Origin of the sequence: Kitasatospora sp. NPDC059160 (genome assembly GCF_042755465.1) — a bacterium.
Taxonomy (GTDB): domain Bacteria; phylum Actinomycetota; class Actinomycetes; order Streptomycetales; family Streptomycetaceae; genus Kitasatospora.
In genome coordinates this window covers 1-12,285 of record NZ_JBHZCN010000172.1, presented here as the reverse complement: position 1 = coordinate 12,285, position 12,285 = coordinate 1, and the positions used below count along the sequence as shown (strand labels likewise).

Genomic DNA, 12,285 nt, shown 5'->3' with positions numbered 1-12,285 from the left:
GTCCAGCTGGCCGCCGCCAACGAACAGGCCACCCGCGCCCAGCCCGCCCCCGACCGACGCCCCCCCCACCCGCACCCCCCCCCCTCGGACAGCGCCGCCCCCCCCGGCCCCCGGCTCCCGCCCCGCGCCCCCCCCGCCGCGGCGGCCGCCGCGACCCCGCCCACCCGCCGCACCGTCCGCTGGCACGACGTCTCGCTCCGCCCGCCGGTCCCCACCACCTCCTGGCAGATCGTCGCCTGACACCCGACGGCCCCCGGCGTCGCCGCCGGGGGCCGTGGCCGTCCCCTTCCGTCCGCCCCGCCCCGCCTCACCCGATCAGATCCAAGGAGCCCGCCACGTGCCCGGTCCCGATGAGGTCGTAGCCCCCGGCCAGCACCAGGAACAGCACCGCCGCCACGGCCAGCACCGTGTAGTGCAGCCGACCGAACACCCCCCACCAGCCCCGCACCCAGGCGAGGACCGCGCAGAGCACCGTCAGCAGGGTCAGCCCCAGGGCCCCGAGGTACATCGCCGGCACCACCGTCAGCAGCGGCGAATCCCCCAGGAACAGCGTCTGGTTGAGGGCGTTGGAGTCCGAGGTCAGCAGCGCGAAGCACCCGGTCGCCACGACCAGCAGCAGTCCCGTCACCCACCCCAGCAGCCGGGCCGCCGGCGCCCCGGCCCGCCCCTTGCCCCGCACCGACCGCACCACCGCGGCGACCAGCCACCCGATCACCGTGAGACCCAGCACCACCAGGCTCCCGAGGGCCACCCGCTGGTGCAGTTCCGGGGCCTGGTACCAGGCCAGCGGCTGGTACGCGACGGTCGGGTCGCCGTCCGTCAGCATCGAGACCACGTCCCCGTCGCCGTTCAGCTCGAAGGCGATCCGGGCGCTCCCGCCCACCTGCTGGAAGAGCCCCGGTTCCACCTGCTGCCACCGGGTCTCGCCCGCCTGCGGGTCCCGGACGACCGGCCCGCTCACGACGAGCTCCGCGCCCCGCGCCGCCACGTGCACGGACCCCATCAGTGCCGACGCCCTGGTCAGGTTGGACTGGCTGACCCGGGTCGACCGGTAGTCGCCGGTGAACTTCCCCAGGTCCCCGCCCACCACCGCCGGGGCGGCAGCGGCCGGAGCCGGGTAGAACCGGTCCACGAAGGCGTTGAGCACCTGCTGGGTCGCCCACCCGCCGGTGGAGTCCTCGCCGTCCCCGTTGACGGTCACGTACAGTCCGACCCCCCGCTCCGGCAGCAGCGCCAGGTTGCTGTGGAAGCCGGGCACGTCGCCGTCCTTGACCAGCAGCTGCTGCCCGTTGCGGTCGCGCTGTTCGAGCAGGTAGGCCATCCCGGGCATCCGCCGGTCGGGCCCGAAGTGCCGGGCGAGCAGCTGCGCGGTGCCGTCCCGGTCCAGGACCGGACGGCCCTCCAGGGAGCCGCCGTTCAGCAGGGCCAGCATCAGCCGTCCCATGTCGGTGACGGTGGTGACGGCGGCCGCGCCGGTCGGGGTGAGCGGCCCGTACAGCCCCTCGGTCTCGGTCTGGCCGTCGCCCTCGGGCCGGTAGCCGTGGGCGAGTTCGGCGTCGACGGCGGCCGGGTGGGGCTGGGTGAAGGTGGTGCGCTCCATCCCGAGCGGCTGCAGCACGTGCTGCGCGACGTACTGGTCGAAGGGCTGTCCGGAGACCACCTCGACCAGGTAACCGGCCAGCGCGACACCGTAGTTGTCGTACGCGGCGACCACCCCCGGCGCCCGGACCCGGTCCGGCTGGTGGGCGGCCAGCGCGTCGCCGAGGCTCCCGACGTGCTGCGGCCCGGCCTGGGCCAGCCCCATGAAGGTGTCGTCGAAGCCGCCGGTATGGGTCAGCAGGTTCTCGACGGTGACCGGGTGTCCCGGGTAGCTGTCCCTGACCTTGAACGTGCTCAGGTAGGTGTTGACGTCCGCGTGCAGGTCCAACTTCCCGGCCCGGACCTGCTGGAGGACGGCGACGGCGGTGAACACCTTGGCGTCGGAGCCCGTGAAGAACGCGGTCCGGTCGGGGTCGACGGCCTTGTGCCCGGGCACGTCGGAGACGCCGTAGCCGCCGGCGAAGACCTGCCGGCCGCCGGCCACCACGCTGACCGCCGCGCCGGGGATCCGGTGCTCGGCGAGCAGCTTCGGCACGATCTCGTCGAAGAGCCGTTTCACCGATCCGGGGTCGGGTGGTGCCGAGCCGCTGGCCGCCGCCGAACTCCCGCTGCCCGCCGTCGCGGTGGCCGCGTGGGCCCGGTCCGGCGTGAGCCCGTACAGGAACAGGCCGATCGCCGCGAGCACCAGGACCAGTCGCACCCAACCCCGCCGGGCCAGCGGCCGGTTCGCCTCGCCACGTCGCGCGCTCATGATGAACTCCCGTTCGATACAAGTGATTTACGGAAGCTCCGGCGCCCTTGCGGCGGGTCGCTCCCCGACACCCGCAACACTAGGCCGGGCACCGTTTCCGGGACATGGCCTCTGGGCGTCGATCGGGGGGTGTACCCAGGTACCACCAACAGGGGTCCAGGGCCCAGTGATCGGAACGGCGGCGGACGGCAGTCTGGATGTCGTCAGCAAGCAACGGGTAGGGATACCGGCCGCGAGGCCGTCACGGAAAGGGCCGAGCGGTCATGACCAGCAGCATCACCACGGGAGTTGTGAACAACGTGCAGAACACCGACACCACGGGCGGCCGCAGCCGGCGCAACCCGCTCGGCATGCTGGGCAACGCCGTCCGGTCCCTGCTGCGGGGCCCCGCGCTGGCCGCGTTCGCCGTGCCGCAGCTGCTGCTGCTCACCGCCGCCTCGGTCACCGCCTCGCTGATGGGCCTCGCGGTCGGCGCGCTGCTGGTGCCGCCCACGCTCCTCGCGGTCCGCGGCCTGGCCGGCCTGCGGCGCCGGCTCGCCGCCCGCTGGAACGGCGTCGAGATCCGTGACCCCTACCAGCCGCTGCCGGAGGCCGCACCCGGCCTCCAGGGGGCCTGGAAGCGCTGCCAGGCGATGCTGGCGGACCAGGCCACCTGGCGCGACCTGCTCTGGCTGGTGGTCGACCCGGTGGTCGGCTTCACGGTGGCGCTGTTCCCGCTCCTGGTGGTCGCCTACGGCGCCTTCGGCCTGGTGCTGCCGCAGGTCTGGCAGTCGATCGCCGACAACGGCGGCAACACCTGGTACCTGTGGATCCACGTCACCGACTCGGGTGCCGCCGGCACCGCCGCCCTGTTCGGCGTCCCGGTGATGCTGGCCGGCCTGGCGATCGCCCCCGCCGCGCTGCGCGGCCACACCGCGCTCGCCAAGGCGCTGCTGGGCCCGACCGCCCGGGCCGAGGCGCTGGCCGCCGAGCGCAAGGTCGCCCACCTCACCGAGACCCGGCGCGACGCGCTGACCACCCAGGCCGCCGAACTGCGCCGGATCGAGCGCGACCTGCACGACGGTGCGCAGGCCCGGCTGGTGGCCATGGGCATGAACCTGGGCGTCGCCGAGCGGCTGGTCGAGCGTGACCCGGAGGCCGCCAAGCAGCTGCTCGCCGAGACCCGCCAGGCCTCCGCCTCCGCCCTGAACGAGCTGCGCGACCTGGTCCGCGGCATCCACCCGCCGGTGCTGGCCGACCGCGGCCTGGCCGACGCCGTCCGGGCCCTGGGCATGGACAGCCCGCTGAACGTGACGGTCTCCGCCGAACTGCCCGGCCGCCCCGAGGCCCCGGTCGAGTCCGCCGTCTACTTCGCCGTCTCCGAGGCGCTCACCAACGCCGCCAAGCACTCCGGCGCGAGCCACGTCGACGTCCAACTCTGGTACGAGAACGGGACCCTGAAGGCCCAGATCACGGACGACGGCACCGGCGGCGCCGACCCCTCCCGCGGCACCGGCCTGCGCGGCCTGGAGCGCCGACTTGCTACCTTCGACGGAGTCCTGGCCGTCCGCAGCCCGCTCGGCGGCCCCACGACCCTGACGATGGAGCTGCCGTGCGAGTTGTACTCGCGGAGGACCTCTTCCTCCTGAGGGACGGCCTGGTCCGGATGCTGCAGGCCTACGACTTCGAGGTCGTGGCCGCGGTGGACACCGGACCGGACCTGTTGCAGGCCCTCCTCACCGAACGGCCGGACGTGGCAGTCGTCGACGTACGACTGCCCCCGACGTTCACCGACGAGGGCCTGCAGGCGGCTCTGGAAGCGCGCCGGCAGATCCCCGGTCTGCCGGTGCTCGTGCTTTCCCAGTACGTGGAGCAGCTCTACGCCAAGGAGTTGCTCGCCGACGGCACCGGCGCGATCGGCTACCTGCTCAAGGACCGGGTCTTCGACCCCGACGAGTTCGTGGCGACGGTCCACCGGGTGGCGGCGGGCGGCACCGCGCTGGACCCGCAGGTGATCGCGATGCTGGTCAACAACACCGGCCGCAGCAAGCCGCTGGAGCGCCTGACGCCGCGTGAGCGCGAAGTCCTGGAGCTCATGGCGGAGGGGCGCTCGAACGGGGCCATCGCCGAGCGGATGGTGATCACCGAGCGGGCCGTGAAGAAGCACACCGCGAACATCTTCCTCAAGCTCGACCTGCCGCCCTCCGAGGAGGACCACCGCCGGGTGCTGGCCGTCCTGGCCTTCCTCCAGGTCGCTCCCTGAGCCACCCCGGCAGGGCGCGGCGACCCCCTCAGGCCCGGCGCCCGGTGTGCACCGTCATCGCCGACAGGTAGAACGCGTCCGGCCGCCGCAGGATCCCGGTCGGCGCGTCCTCGTCGATCAGCGCCTCCAGGGTCGCCCGGTCCCGCGGGTCGATCGCCTCGGCCAACTGGTCGTGGCGCCGGACCAGTTGGGTGTGCAGGTACTCGCGGACCGGGCGGGCCAGCGGTGCCGGGTGGTCGACCAGGAAGGTCCGGGTGCCGCTGGGCTCCAGTCCGGCCCGCCGGAGCATGGCCGGCCAGTCCTCGACCTCCTCGGTGGCGTCGGGCAGTTCGGCCCGCATGGCGGCGAAGCCGTCCTCGTGGGCGGCGTCCAGCCGGGCCTGGAAGCCGGGCCGGCCGAGGCCGAAGTCGCGGGGCAGGAAGCGCGGCGGCAGGCCGCTCTCCGCGACGGCGAGCAGGCCGCCGGGGCGCAGCCGGCCGGCCAGCGCGGTGAGCGCGGCCTGCTGGTCGCCGAGGTGGTGGATCGCGTTGCCGGACCAGATCAGGTCGGCCTCGCCGAGCTTGTCGAACTCGGCGGGTAGGTCGGCCTGTTGGATGCCGAGCTGGCCGCCGGAGCGGGTCCGGGCGCGCTCCAGCAGGGCGGCCGACCGGTCGACGGCGACCACCTCGGCGGCCGGGAGGACCGCGGCGAGCTGCTGGGCGATCACCCCGGGCCCGGCGCCGACGTCGAGGACCCGGCGGACCGTGCCGTCCCCGGCGAGGCCGGACAGCCACTGCCCGGCCGCGGTGACGGCGTCGGCCCGCAGCTCGGCCTCCCGCTCCAGGTGTGCCGCGAGCGCGTCCCAGTCGAGGTCGGCGGCCGGGACCTGCCCGGGGCCGTGCTGGTGCTGGTGCCCGTGCTGGTGCTGACCGTGCTGGTGTGCGGACATGGTGGTGCCTCTCCGGTGGTGGGTGCGTGGGTGCGTGGCTGGGTGCGTGGGTCGGTCGGTCGGTCGCTGGTAGCTTCCCCGCTCAGACCGGCAGGGCCGGCCCGGACGCGCGGCACAGGGCGACCGCCCGTCCGATCTCCTCGTCCACCAGGTCGTGGTCGAGGGCGAAGGCGGCGGCCGCGCCCGCCCCGGCGGCGACGACCACCTGGGCGCGCGGGTCGGCGACGTTGCCGACGGCCCAGACGCCGGGGACGCTGGTGCGGCCGGTCCGGTCGGTGGTGACCCAGCCGTCGTCGTCCCGGGCGCAGTCCAGTCCGAGGAGCAGCGCGTCCCGGGGCACCGGCCGGGGGGCGACGAAGACGGCCTCCCGGGTGACCACCCGCCCGGTGTCGAGTTCGACGCCGCGCAGCCGCCCGTCGTCGGCGACCACCCGGACGATCCGGCCCTCGACGACCCGGACGCCGCGCGCCGCGAGCCGTTCCCGCTCGGCGGCGGTGGGCTCCAGGGTGTGGGCGAGCAGCACCACGTCGTCCGACCACTGCCGCAGCAGCAGCGCCTGGTTGACGGCCCCCGGGCCGGTGCCGAGCACCCCGAGCGGGCGGTCGCGGACCTCCCAGCCGTGGCAGTACGGGCAGTGCAGGACGTCCCGGCCCCAGCGTTCGGCGAGGCCGGGCAGGTCGGGCAGGCCGTCCCGCAGCCCGGTGGCGACGACGAGCCGGCGCGCGTGCAGCACCGGCCCGCCGGCCAGCCGGACCACAAAGCCGGGTTCGGCCGGTCCGGCCCGCTCGACGTGTTCGACCCGGCCGTCGATCAGGTGCACCCCGTACCGGGCGACCTCCTCGCGGCCGACCGCGAGCAGCGCGGCCGGGGGCATGCCCTCCCGGCTGAGGAAGCCGTGCATGTGGGCGGCGGGGGCGTTGCGCGGTTCACCCGCGTCCACCACCGCGACCCGGCGCCGGGCCCGGCCCAGCACCAGGGCGGCGTTCAGTCCCGCCGCACCGGCGCCGACCACCACCGCGTCGTAGCCCTCCGCCGTGCCGTTCGCGCCGTTCTTCCCGGTCGTCGTCTTCTCGGTCATCGTCGCTCACCTCCACCGCCAGGCTGCGACCGACCATCCCGTATCGGCAAGCTTTGTTGCCGCCTCAGCAAACACTTCCCTGCCCTCCCCGCCCCCGCCCCCGCTCACGCCCCGGTCCGGTCCGCCGCCAGTACGAGCGGGTGGCCACCGCCAGCGCCACCCCGTACCCGGCGAAGGCGCCCATCCCGACCCACCCGATCTGCATCGCCTGCTCCGGCGTCCCCAGCGCGCCCACCCGCATCCCGGTCACCCCGGCGGCGCACAGCGACAGGTAGCCGATCCCGAGCAGCCCGTACGGCGCCAGCGTGACCGCGCCGATCAGCGCCGGGGCGAGCGGCAGCCAGCGCGGTACGGGCCGGCCGCGCAGCGGCAGGGTCCAGCGCGGGAACACCTGCCCCCACGGCCGCACCAGCCCCCACAGCAGGAACACCCCGAGCGCCGCCAGCAGCACGGTGCCGTCCAGCCCCCGGCGCTCCAGGGCCAGCCAGATCCCGGAGGAGCCGTTGCGCACGTAGTCGGCGTACATCCGGTCGCCGCTGATCCCCGCGAAGCTGCCGCCGAAGGCCCAGACCAGCTTCATCACCACATACGGCACGAAGGCCAAGGTCCCCGCCCAGGCCGCGAGTTGGACGGTGGCCGGGGCCGCCGAGGGCGCCGCCCGGAAGGCCGTCCGCGCCGCGACCGGCCCCCGGGCCCGCGCGGTGCCCGCCAGCAGCAGCGCCCCGGCCGCGGCCAGCACCTTGTGCACCGCGTCCGGGACGCTGTCCACGCCCTGCCCGAACAGCAGCGTCACCACGTCCATCAGCAGGCTCCAGGACGCCACCGCGGCCAACCCGCACAGCAGCCACACCCCCCGGGTCAGCCCCCGCCCCGGCCGCCCCCGGGCCGCCGCCCACCCGGCCCCGACCGCCACCGCCCCGACCCCGGCGACCGCCCACCCGACCCAGCCGGCCCCCCACAGCGCCGTCCCGCCCAACCCGCAGCCCGCCCCGAACCCCGCGTACCCGAGGCCCCAGCTGGCCACCGCCCGACCGTCCCGCACCCACTCCCCGATCATCATGGCCCCAGGCTCACCCGCCCGCCCCGGCCCCGGCCTCCCCCGGCGTGACCATCCCCCTCCCCCCACCGGGGGATCCCCGCGTCCCTGACCCGCCGCCCTCGTGGAGCCCCGGACCGCCCCGCATCCCGACCGGCCCGGGGCTCCACGCAAACTGCTACACGGCGCATTACAGCGCGATACAATGGCTCCATGAAGACCATCACGCAGCGCGAGCTCGCGGCGCGGTCCAAGGCCGTGCTCGACGACGTCGAAGCCGGAGAGATCTACCACATCACCCGGAACGGCACCGAGATCGCCGAGGTCCGGCCGATCAGCAGTCGCCGCCGGTTCGTCCCCGTCGAAGAGCTCCAGCGGAAGTGGCAGAACGCACCCGTGATCGACGCAGCGGAGATGCGTGCCGAAGCCGATGCCTTCTACGGTGACGAGGACCGGGTCGGCGGCGACGACCCGTGGGAGCAGGCGTGACCGGGCGACACCAACGCGGACTGCTCGACACCTGCGTCGTGATCGACCTGCCGCGGATCGACCCACGGCTCCTGCCGGTCGAGGCCGCGGTGGCATCCATCGTGCTGGCCGAACTCGCCCAGGGCGTCGCGATGGCCAAGGATCCCGTGCAGGTGCTGGCCAGGGCACAGCGGCTCGCGGACGTGGAGGCGGAGTTCACCGCGCTCCCGTTCGACCGCGAGGCAGCCCGGAGGTTCGGCACACTGACGGCGCTCACCATCCAGGCCAAGCGTGATCCCCGGCCCCGCCGCATGGCTCTGATGATCGCGGCGACGGCGGCCGCCCACGGCCTGCCGCTCTACACCCGGAACGCCGCCGACTTCATCGGCCTGGAAGCGGGCGTCCAGGTCGTTCCGCTCTGACGTCCGGCGGCCCGGGCGCCGGGCCGCCGGAGCCACCCGCGCGCTACCCCCGCGGCGCGGCGAAGCAGTGCACGTCGACCGTGCGGCCGGAGGCCCAGCGCTGTTCGCCGCTGCCGAGCAGGGTCCAGCCGAGGCGCCGGTAGAGGGCCAGGGCGGCGGTGTCGGTGGCGAGCACGTCGAGCACGGGGTGCAGGCCGAGGGTCCGGGCGTGCACCACGGCGTGGGCGAGCAGCCCGGTGCCGGCCCCGCGGCCGCGGGCGGCCGGGGCGACGTACAGGCGGCCGATCAGGGCGGTGAGTTCCGGTCTGCCGCCGGTGCGCAGGCTCCACAGCCCGGGGGCGAGGTCGCCGGGGCCGCAGCGGACCAGGCCGACGTGGCCGACGATCCGGCCGTCCGCCTCGGCGACCCAGGCGGCCAGCAGGCCGTCCGGGCTGAGCCAGGCGGCGGGCCGCTCGGGCCACTCGGCGGGGTAGCCGTCGATGGTGTGGACGTCGCCCAGGGCCCGTACGCAGTCGGCGAGATCGGCGGCGCGGCGCCGTCGGACGCCCACCCCCGCACCGGTCTGCCGAGGTCCGGACGCGACGACATTGGCGCGTTCTTCAAGGTCAGCCATGCCGGTACGTTACCGGCCGGCCCTCACCGCCGCAGCAGGTCGACCACCCCGGTGAGGTCCTCGGCGCCGCTGCCGAGCGCCAACCGGTGTTCCATCAACCGGAAGTACGGGGCCAGCAGTTCGACGCTCACCCCCTGTTCCTCGGCGGTGCGCAGCAGCGTCCCCCGGCCCGCGACCTGCATCGCCAGGTTGGAGACCACGCCGGTGGTGAGGTCCCCGCTCTCCAGCTGCGCCGCCGTCCGTTCGACCGATCCGGCCATCGCGGTGAGCCAGTCCCGCAGCAGCGGCGCGAGGTCACCCGGCGCCACCGCCTCGCCCCGGACCAGCGCGAAGGCGTGGGCGACCCCGGCGAACATCCCGTACATCGCGCTGAGCAGCGCCACGTCGTGCAGCGCCGCGTACCCGGCGTCCGCGCCCACGTACCGGGCCCCCGCCGGCACGCCCAACGCCTCCCGGTGCTCCTCGAAGACCGCCGCCGAACCGCTGTAGAAGACGTACGCCCCGGCCGCCGGTACGCCGATCATCGGCGGCACGGCCATGATCCCGCCGTCCAGGTAGCGGGCGCCACGCGCCTCGGCCCAGGCCGCCCGGGCGCGGGCCTGCCCCGGGGTGCTGGTGACCAGGTCGACCAGGTCCTTCCCGGCCAGCTCCACCCCCTCCAACGCCCGCTCCACCGAGTCGTCGTCGAGCAGGCAGACCACCACCAGCCGCCCGGCCGCGACGGCCTCACCGACGGTGGCCGCCACCACCGCGCCCTCGGCGGCGAGCGGTTCGGCGCGGGCGGCGGTGCGGTTCCAGACGGTGAGCGGGTGCCCGGCGGCGAGCCAGGCGCGGGCCAGCGCGGTGCCCATCGCGCCGAGGCCGAGCAGGGTGACGTGGGTCTCGGGTGAGGTCTCAACTGTCTTCTGTGCCATGCCGATCAGCCTCGTCCCGGCCCCACCCGTGATCAAGTACGCACTTCGGAGTGGGTGGTTACCCTGGGGTGAGCGACGAGGTCGGAAGGGGTGGGCATGGCGACCGTGCCGAGGCCGGGGGCGCACGTCTGCGGGATCGACGCCGCGATGGACGTGATCGGCGGCAAGTGGAAGGTACTGATCCTCTGGGCCCTCGGCGAGCGCCCGCACTGCCGCTTCGGCGAGCTGCGCCGGCTGGTGCCGGGGATCACCGAGAAGGTGCTGGCCGCCCACCTGCGCGAACTGGAGGCGGACGGCATCGTGCGCCGGGAGGCCTACGACGAGGTGCCGCCCCGGGTCGAGTACGCGCTGACCGACGCCGGGCGGCAGCTGAACGCGGCCCTGGCCCCGCTGGGCGCCTGGGGCCGGGACCACGTCCTGAACCGCTGACTCAGTGCTCCTCCGCCACCAGGTGGTCGACGCAGGCCGCGATCGCGAGCAGCAGCCCGGTGTCCGCCCCGTCGGCGACCTCCACCCCGTAGGTGTCGCGGACCCGGAACCACTTGCGGGAGATCCGGGCCAGCCGGTCCCCGTGCTGGTTCTCGACCCGGTAGTCCTTGTCGACCAGGTCACCGTGGATCCTGAGCTCACCACCGCCGGCCAGCTCCACCAGGTACTTGTCCCGGAACGGCGTGAACAGCTTCTCCCTGACGGTCGCGACGACCTCGCCCTCGGCGTCCTCGATCTTCATCGCGTCCCGGACGGTGAGCATCTTCTCCTTCACCACCGCGACCACGTGCCCGTGCGCGTCCTTGAGCTCGAAGGTGTGCCGCAGCCGCAGCACCTTGCCGTCCACCAGGTAGGCCTTGTGCCCCCGGTCGTCCTCGATCCAGTAGTCGTCGCCGACCGCGAACAGCTTCTCCCTGACCAGGTACCGCACGTGGGCCTCCTCCGTCGTCCGACTCGAACCACCCATTCGACCCTCCCCCGCGCCCACCGGAAAGGACGCCGCGCCGAGGCCGCCACCCCCACCCGCTTGAATACCGCCATGCTGATCACCACCCTCCACAGCGAGCGCCTCGACCTCCTCCCCCTCGCCCCCGAGCACGCCGACGACCTCGCCGCCGCCCTCGCCGACCCGGCCCTGCACACCTTCACCGGCGGCAGCCCGGCCACCCCCGCCCAGTGGCGCGCCCGCTGCACCCGGCTCGCCGCCGGCTCCCCGGACCCGGCCGAGATCTGGGGCAACTGGGTCCTCCGTCTCCGCACCGACGACGCCCTGACCGGCTACGTCCAGGCCACCGTCCACCCCGCGGCCGCCGAGGCCGAACTCGCCTGGGTGGTCGGCACCCCCTGGCAGGGCCGCGGCCTGGCCACCGAGGCCGCCCGCACCCTGCTCGCCCATCTCACCGCCGCCGGCATCACCACCGCCGTCGCCCACGTCCACCCCGACCACCACGCCTCCGCCCGCATCGCCCGCACCCTCGGCCTGCACCCCACCCCGCACACCGTGGACGGCGAAATCCGCTGGCAGGCCGATCTTCCGCACCCGTAGCATCCGAGCACCCCGCCCCGCCCGGCAGCCCAGGAGCACCCCGTGTCCGTCGACGCCGACCTCCACCTGCGCTGGCCCGACGGCCTCGCCCCCACCACCGGCGAACTGGCCGCCCTGCTCGGCCTCCGGTACGGGGCGGACGGCGGCCCCTGGGGCGAGGCCACCGCCCCGGACGGCCGCAGCACCATGCGGGTCCGCATCTCCACCGACCCCGCCGACCTCCCCGGCCGGGCCGCCGAGCACCGCTACGACCACTGCCTGCTCCGCCCCCACGGCCTGATCGAGGCCGCCTTCGGCATCGACTCCCCCGGCGCCGACGACTACTGGACGGCCGCCCGCACCCTGCTCGCCCCGGAACCCGCAGACATCGACCTGACCCTCTGCTGGGGCACCGGAACCCCCACCCAGCGCACCACCCGCTACACCGGCCGCCAGATCACCCCCGACCAGCTCGACACCTTCGCCGACCACCTCACCGCCACCCTCACCCGCCCCGGCGAACAACTCGACCTCACCCTCCGGCTCGGCCCCCACCTCCTCCGCCACCAGACCGCCACCCACCCCCCCACCGACCTCCGCCTCCTCCCCTGACCCCACCCCGCACCCACCCACCCACCCACCCACCCACCCACCCACCCACCCCCGGAACCGCCCCCGGACCCACCCACCCTCCCGAAAGCCCACCCCCACACCCCAGCCC

14 protein-coding genes and 1 pseudogene are annotated in these 12,285 nt (G+C 74.9%); 8 read left to right on the top strand and 7 right to left on the bottom strand.

Annotated features, from left to right (window positions below):
- A pseudogene (locus ACFXOZ_RS40350) lies at window positions 1-240 on the top strand (hypothetical protein); the annotation flags it as partial.
- Window positions 241-307: 67 nt separating this feature from the next.
- Here ACFXOZ_RS40350 and ACFXOZ_RS40345 read toward each other — a convergent pair.
- Window positions 308-2,350, bottom strand: a complete 2,043-nt coding sequence (locus ACFXOZ_RS40345) for a serine hydrolase domain-containing protein (protein ID WP_380595011.1) — start codon at window positions 2,348-2,350, stop codon at window positions 308-310.
- A 263-nt stretch (window positions 2,351-2,613) separates the two neighbouring features.
- Here ACFXOZ_RS40345 and ACFXOZ_RS40340 point away from each other — a divergent pair, with 263 nt between their 5' ends.
- Both ACFXOZ_RS40340 and ACFXOZ_RS40335 read left to right on the top strand, forming a co-directional pair.
- Window positions 2,614-3,978, top strand: a complete 1,365-nt coding sequence (locus ACFXOZ_RS40340) for a sensor histidine kinase (RefSeq protein ID WP_375895616.1) — start codon at window positions 2,614-2,616, stop codon at window positions 3,976-3,978.
- Window positions 3,942-4,592, top strand: coding sequence for a LuxR C-terminal-related transcriptional regulator (locus tag ACFXOZ_RS40335; RefSeq protein ID WP_375895613.1), 651 nt, complete (start codon window positions 3,942-3,944; stop codon window positions 4,590-4,592). Before ACFXOZ_RS40340 ends, ACFXOZ_RS40335 begins: the two co-directional genes overlap by 37 nt.
- Window positions 4,593-4,620: 28 nt before the next feature.
- On the opposite strand, the gene ACFXOZ_RS40330 is transcribed toward ACFXOZ_RS40335, so the two are convergent.
- From ACFXOZ_RS40330 to ACFXOZ_RS40320, 3 genes are all read right to left on the bottom strand, one after another.
- Window positions 4,621-5,520 carry a class I SAM-dependent methyltransferase gene (locus tag ACFXOZ_RS40330; RefSeq protein WP_380595009.1) on the bottom strand — a complete coding sequence of 300 codons (900 nt, stop codon included), beginning with the start codon at window positions 5,518-5,520 and terminating at the stop codon, window positions 4,621-4,623.
- A gap of 82 nt (window positions 5,521-5,602) precedes the next feature.
- On the bottom strand, window positions 5,603-6,598 hold the full coding sequence (locus ACFXOZ_RS40325; RefSeq protein ID WP_380595007.1) for an NAD(P)/FAD-dependent oxidoreductase: 996 nt from the start codon (window positions 6,596-6,598) through the stop codon (window positions 5,603-5,605).
- Between the two features lie 64 nt (window positions 6,599-6,662).
- Window positions 6,663-7,658: a hypothetical protein gene (locus tag ACFXOZ_RS40320; RefSeq protein ID WP_380595005.1), complete on the bottom strand. Its 996-nt coding sequence runs from the start codon at window positions 7,656-7,658 to the stop codon at window positions 6,663-6,665.
- Between the two features lie 189 nt (window positions 7,659-7,847).
- Between ACFXOZ_RS40320 and ACFXOZ_RS40315 the strand changes: the two genes are divergently transcribed.
- Both ACFXOZ_RS40315 and ACFXOZ_RS40310 read left to right on the top strand, forming a co-directional pair.
- Complete coding sequence (locus tag ACFXOZ_RS40315; protein WP_375895603.1) at window positions 7,848-8,123, top strand: type II toxin-antitoxin system Phd/YefM family antitoxin; 276 nt, start codon at window positions 7,848-7,850, stop codon at window positions 8,121-8,123.
- On the top strand, window positions 8,120-8,524 hold the full coding sequence (locus ACFXOZ_RS40310; RefSeq protein WP_380525592.1) for a type II toxin-antitoxin system VapC family toxin: 405 nt from the start codon (window positions 8,120-8,122) through the stop codon (window positions 8,522-8,524). Before ACFXOZ_RS40315 ends, ACFXOZ_RS40310 begins: the two co-directional genes overlap by 4 nt.
- 43 nt (window positions 8,525-8,567) lie before the next feature.
- Here ACFXOZ_RS40310 and ACFXOZ_RS40305 read toward each other — a convergent pair whose 3' ends face one another.
- A complete protein-coding gene (locus ACFXOZ_RS40305) occupies window positions 8,568-9,137 on the bottom strand; it encodes a GNAT family N-acetyltransferase (protein ID WP_380525593.1) in 570 nt (189 codons plus the stop codon).
- Between the two features lie 23 nt (window positions 9,138-9,160).
- Window positions 9,161-10,051 (bottom strand): NAD(P)-dependent oxidoreductase, encoded by an 891-nt coding sequence (locus tag ACFXOZ_RS40300; protein ID WP_380525594.1) that lies wholly within the window; start codon window positions 10,049-10,051, stop codon window positions 9,161-9,163.
- A gap of 96 nt (window positions 10,052-10,147) precedes the next feature.
- Here ACFXOZ_RS40300 and ACFXOZ_RS40295 point away from each other — a divergent pair, with 96 nt between their 5' ends.
- Window positions 10,148-10,480, top strand: coding sequence for a winged helix-turn-helix transcriptional regulator (locus ACFXOZ_RS40295; RefSeq protein WP_375895592.1), 333 nt, complete (start codon window positions 10,148-10,150; stop codon window positions 10,478-10,480).
- A gap of 1 nt (window position 10,481) precedes the next feature.
- On the opposite strand, the gene ACFXOZ_RS40290 is transcribed toward ACFXOZ_RS40295, so the two are convergent.
- The gene (locus tag ACFXOZ_RS40290) at window positions 10,482-10,970 is read right to left on the bottom strand and encodes an LURP-one-related/scramblase family protein (protein WP_375895590.1); all 489 of its coding nucleotides are present in this window, start codon (window positions 10,968-10,970) and stop codon (window positions 10,482-10,484) included.
- Between the two features lie 108 nt (window positions 10,971-11,078).
- Here ACFXOZ_RS40290 and ACFXOZ_RS40285 point away from each other — a divergent pair, with 108 nt between their 5' ends.
- Together ACFXOZ_RS40285 and ACFXOZ_RS40280 are read left to right on the top strand one after the other, a co-directional pair.
- Window positions 11,079-11,585 carry a GNAT family N-acetyltransferase gene (locus ACFXOZ_RS40285; RefSeq protein WP_375895587.1) on the top strand — a complete coding sequence of 169 codons (507 nt, stop codon included), beginning with the start codon at window positions 11,079-11,081 and terminating at the stop codon, window positions 11,583-11,585.
- Between the two features lie 42 nt (window positions 11,586-11,627).
- Window positions 11,628-12,176, top strand: a complete 549-nt coding sequence (locus tag ACFXOZ_RS40280; protein ID WP_380595003.1) for a hypothetical protein — start codon at window positions 11,628-11,630, stop codon at window positions 12,174-12,176.
- The last annotated feature ends 109 nt before the right edge of the window (window positions 12,177-12,285 follow it).

Excerpts from the sequence above, each read along its gene's own strand:
- ACFXOZ_RS40345 (WP_380595011.1), bottom strand. The coding sequence starts at position 2,350 with ATGAGCGCGCGACGTGGCGAGGCGAACCGGCCGCTGGCCCGGCGGGGT.
- ACFXOZ_RS40340 (WP_375895616.1), top strand. The coding sequence starts at position 2,614 with ATGACCAGCAGCATCACCACGGGAGTTGTGAACAACGTGCAGAACACC.
- ACFXOZ_RS40330 (WP_380595009.1), bottom strand. The coding sequence starts at position 5,520 with ATGTCCGCACACCAGCACGGTCAGCACCAGCACGGGCACCAGCACCAG.
- ACFXOZ_RS40325 (WP_380595007.1), bottom strand. The coding sequence starts at position 6,598 with ATGACCGAGAAGACGACGACCGGGAAGAACGGCGCGAACGGCACGGCG.
- ACFXOZ_RS40320 (WP_380595005.1), bottom strand. The coding sequence starts at position 7,658 with ATGATGATCGGGGAGTGGGTGCGGGACGGTCGGGCGGTGGCCAGCTGG.
- ACFXOZ_RS40315 (WP_375895603.1), top strand. The coding sequence starts at position 7,848 with ATGAAGACCATCACGCAGCGCGAGCTCGCGGCGCGGTCCAAGGCCGTG.
- ACFXOZ_RS40305 (WP_380525593.1), bottom strand. The coding sequence starts at position 9,137 with ATGGCTGACCTTGAAGAACGCGCCAATGTCGTCGCGTCCGGACCTCGG.
- ACFXOZ_RS40300 (WP_380525594.1), bottom strand. The coding sequence starts at position 10,051 with ATGGCACAGAAGACAGTTGAGACCTCACCCGAGACCCACGTCACCCTG.
- ACFXOZ_RS40295 (WP_375895592.1), top strand. The coding sequence starts at position 10,148 with ATGGCGACCGTGCCGAGGCCGGGGGCGCACGTCTGCGGGATCGACGCC.
- ACFXOZ_RS40285 (WP_375895587.1), top strand. The coding sequence starts at position 11,079 with ATGCTGATCACCACCCTCCACAGCGAGCGCCTCGACCTCCTCCCCCTC.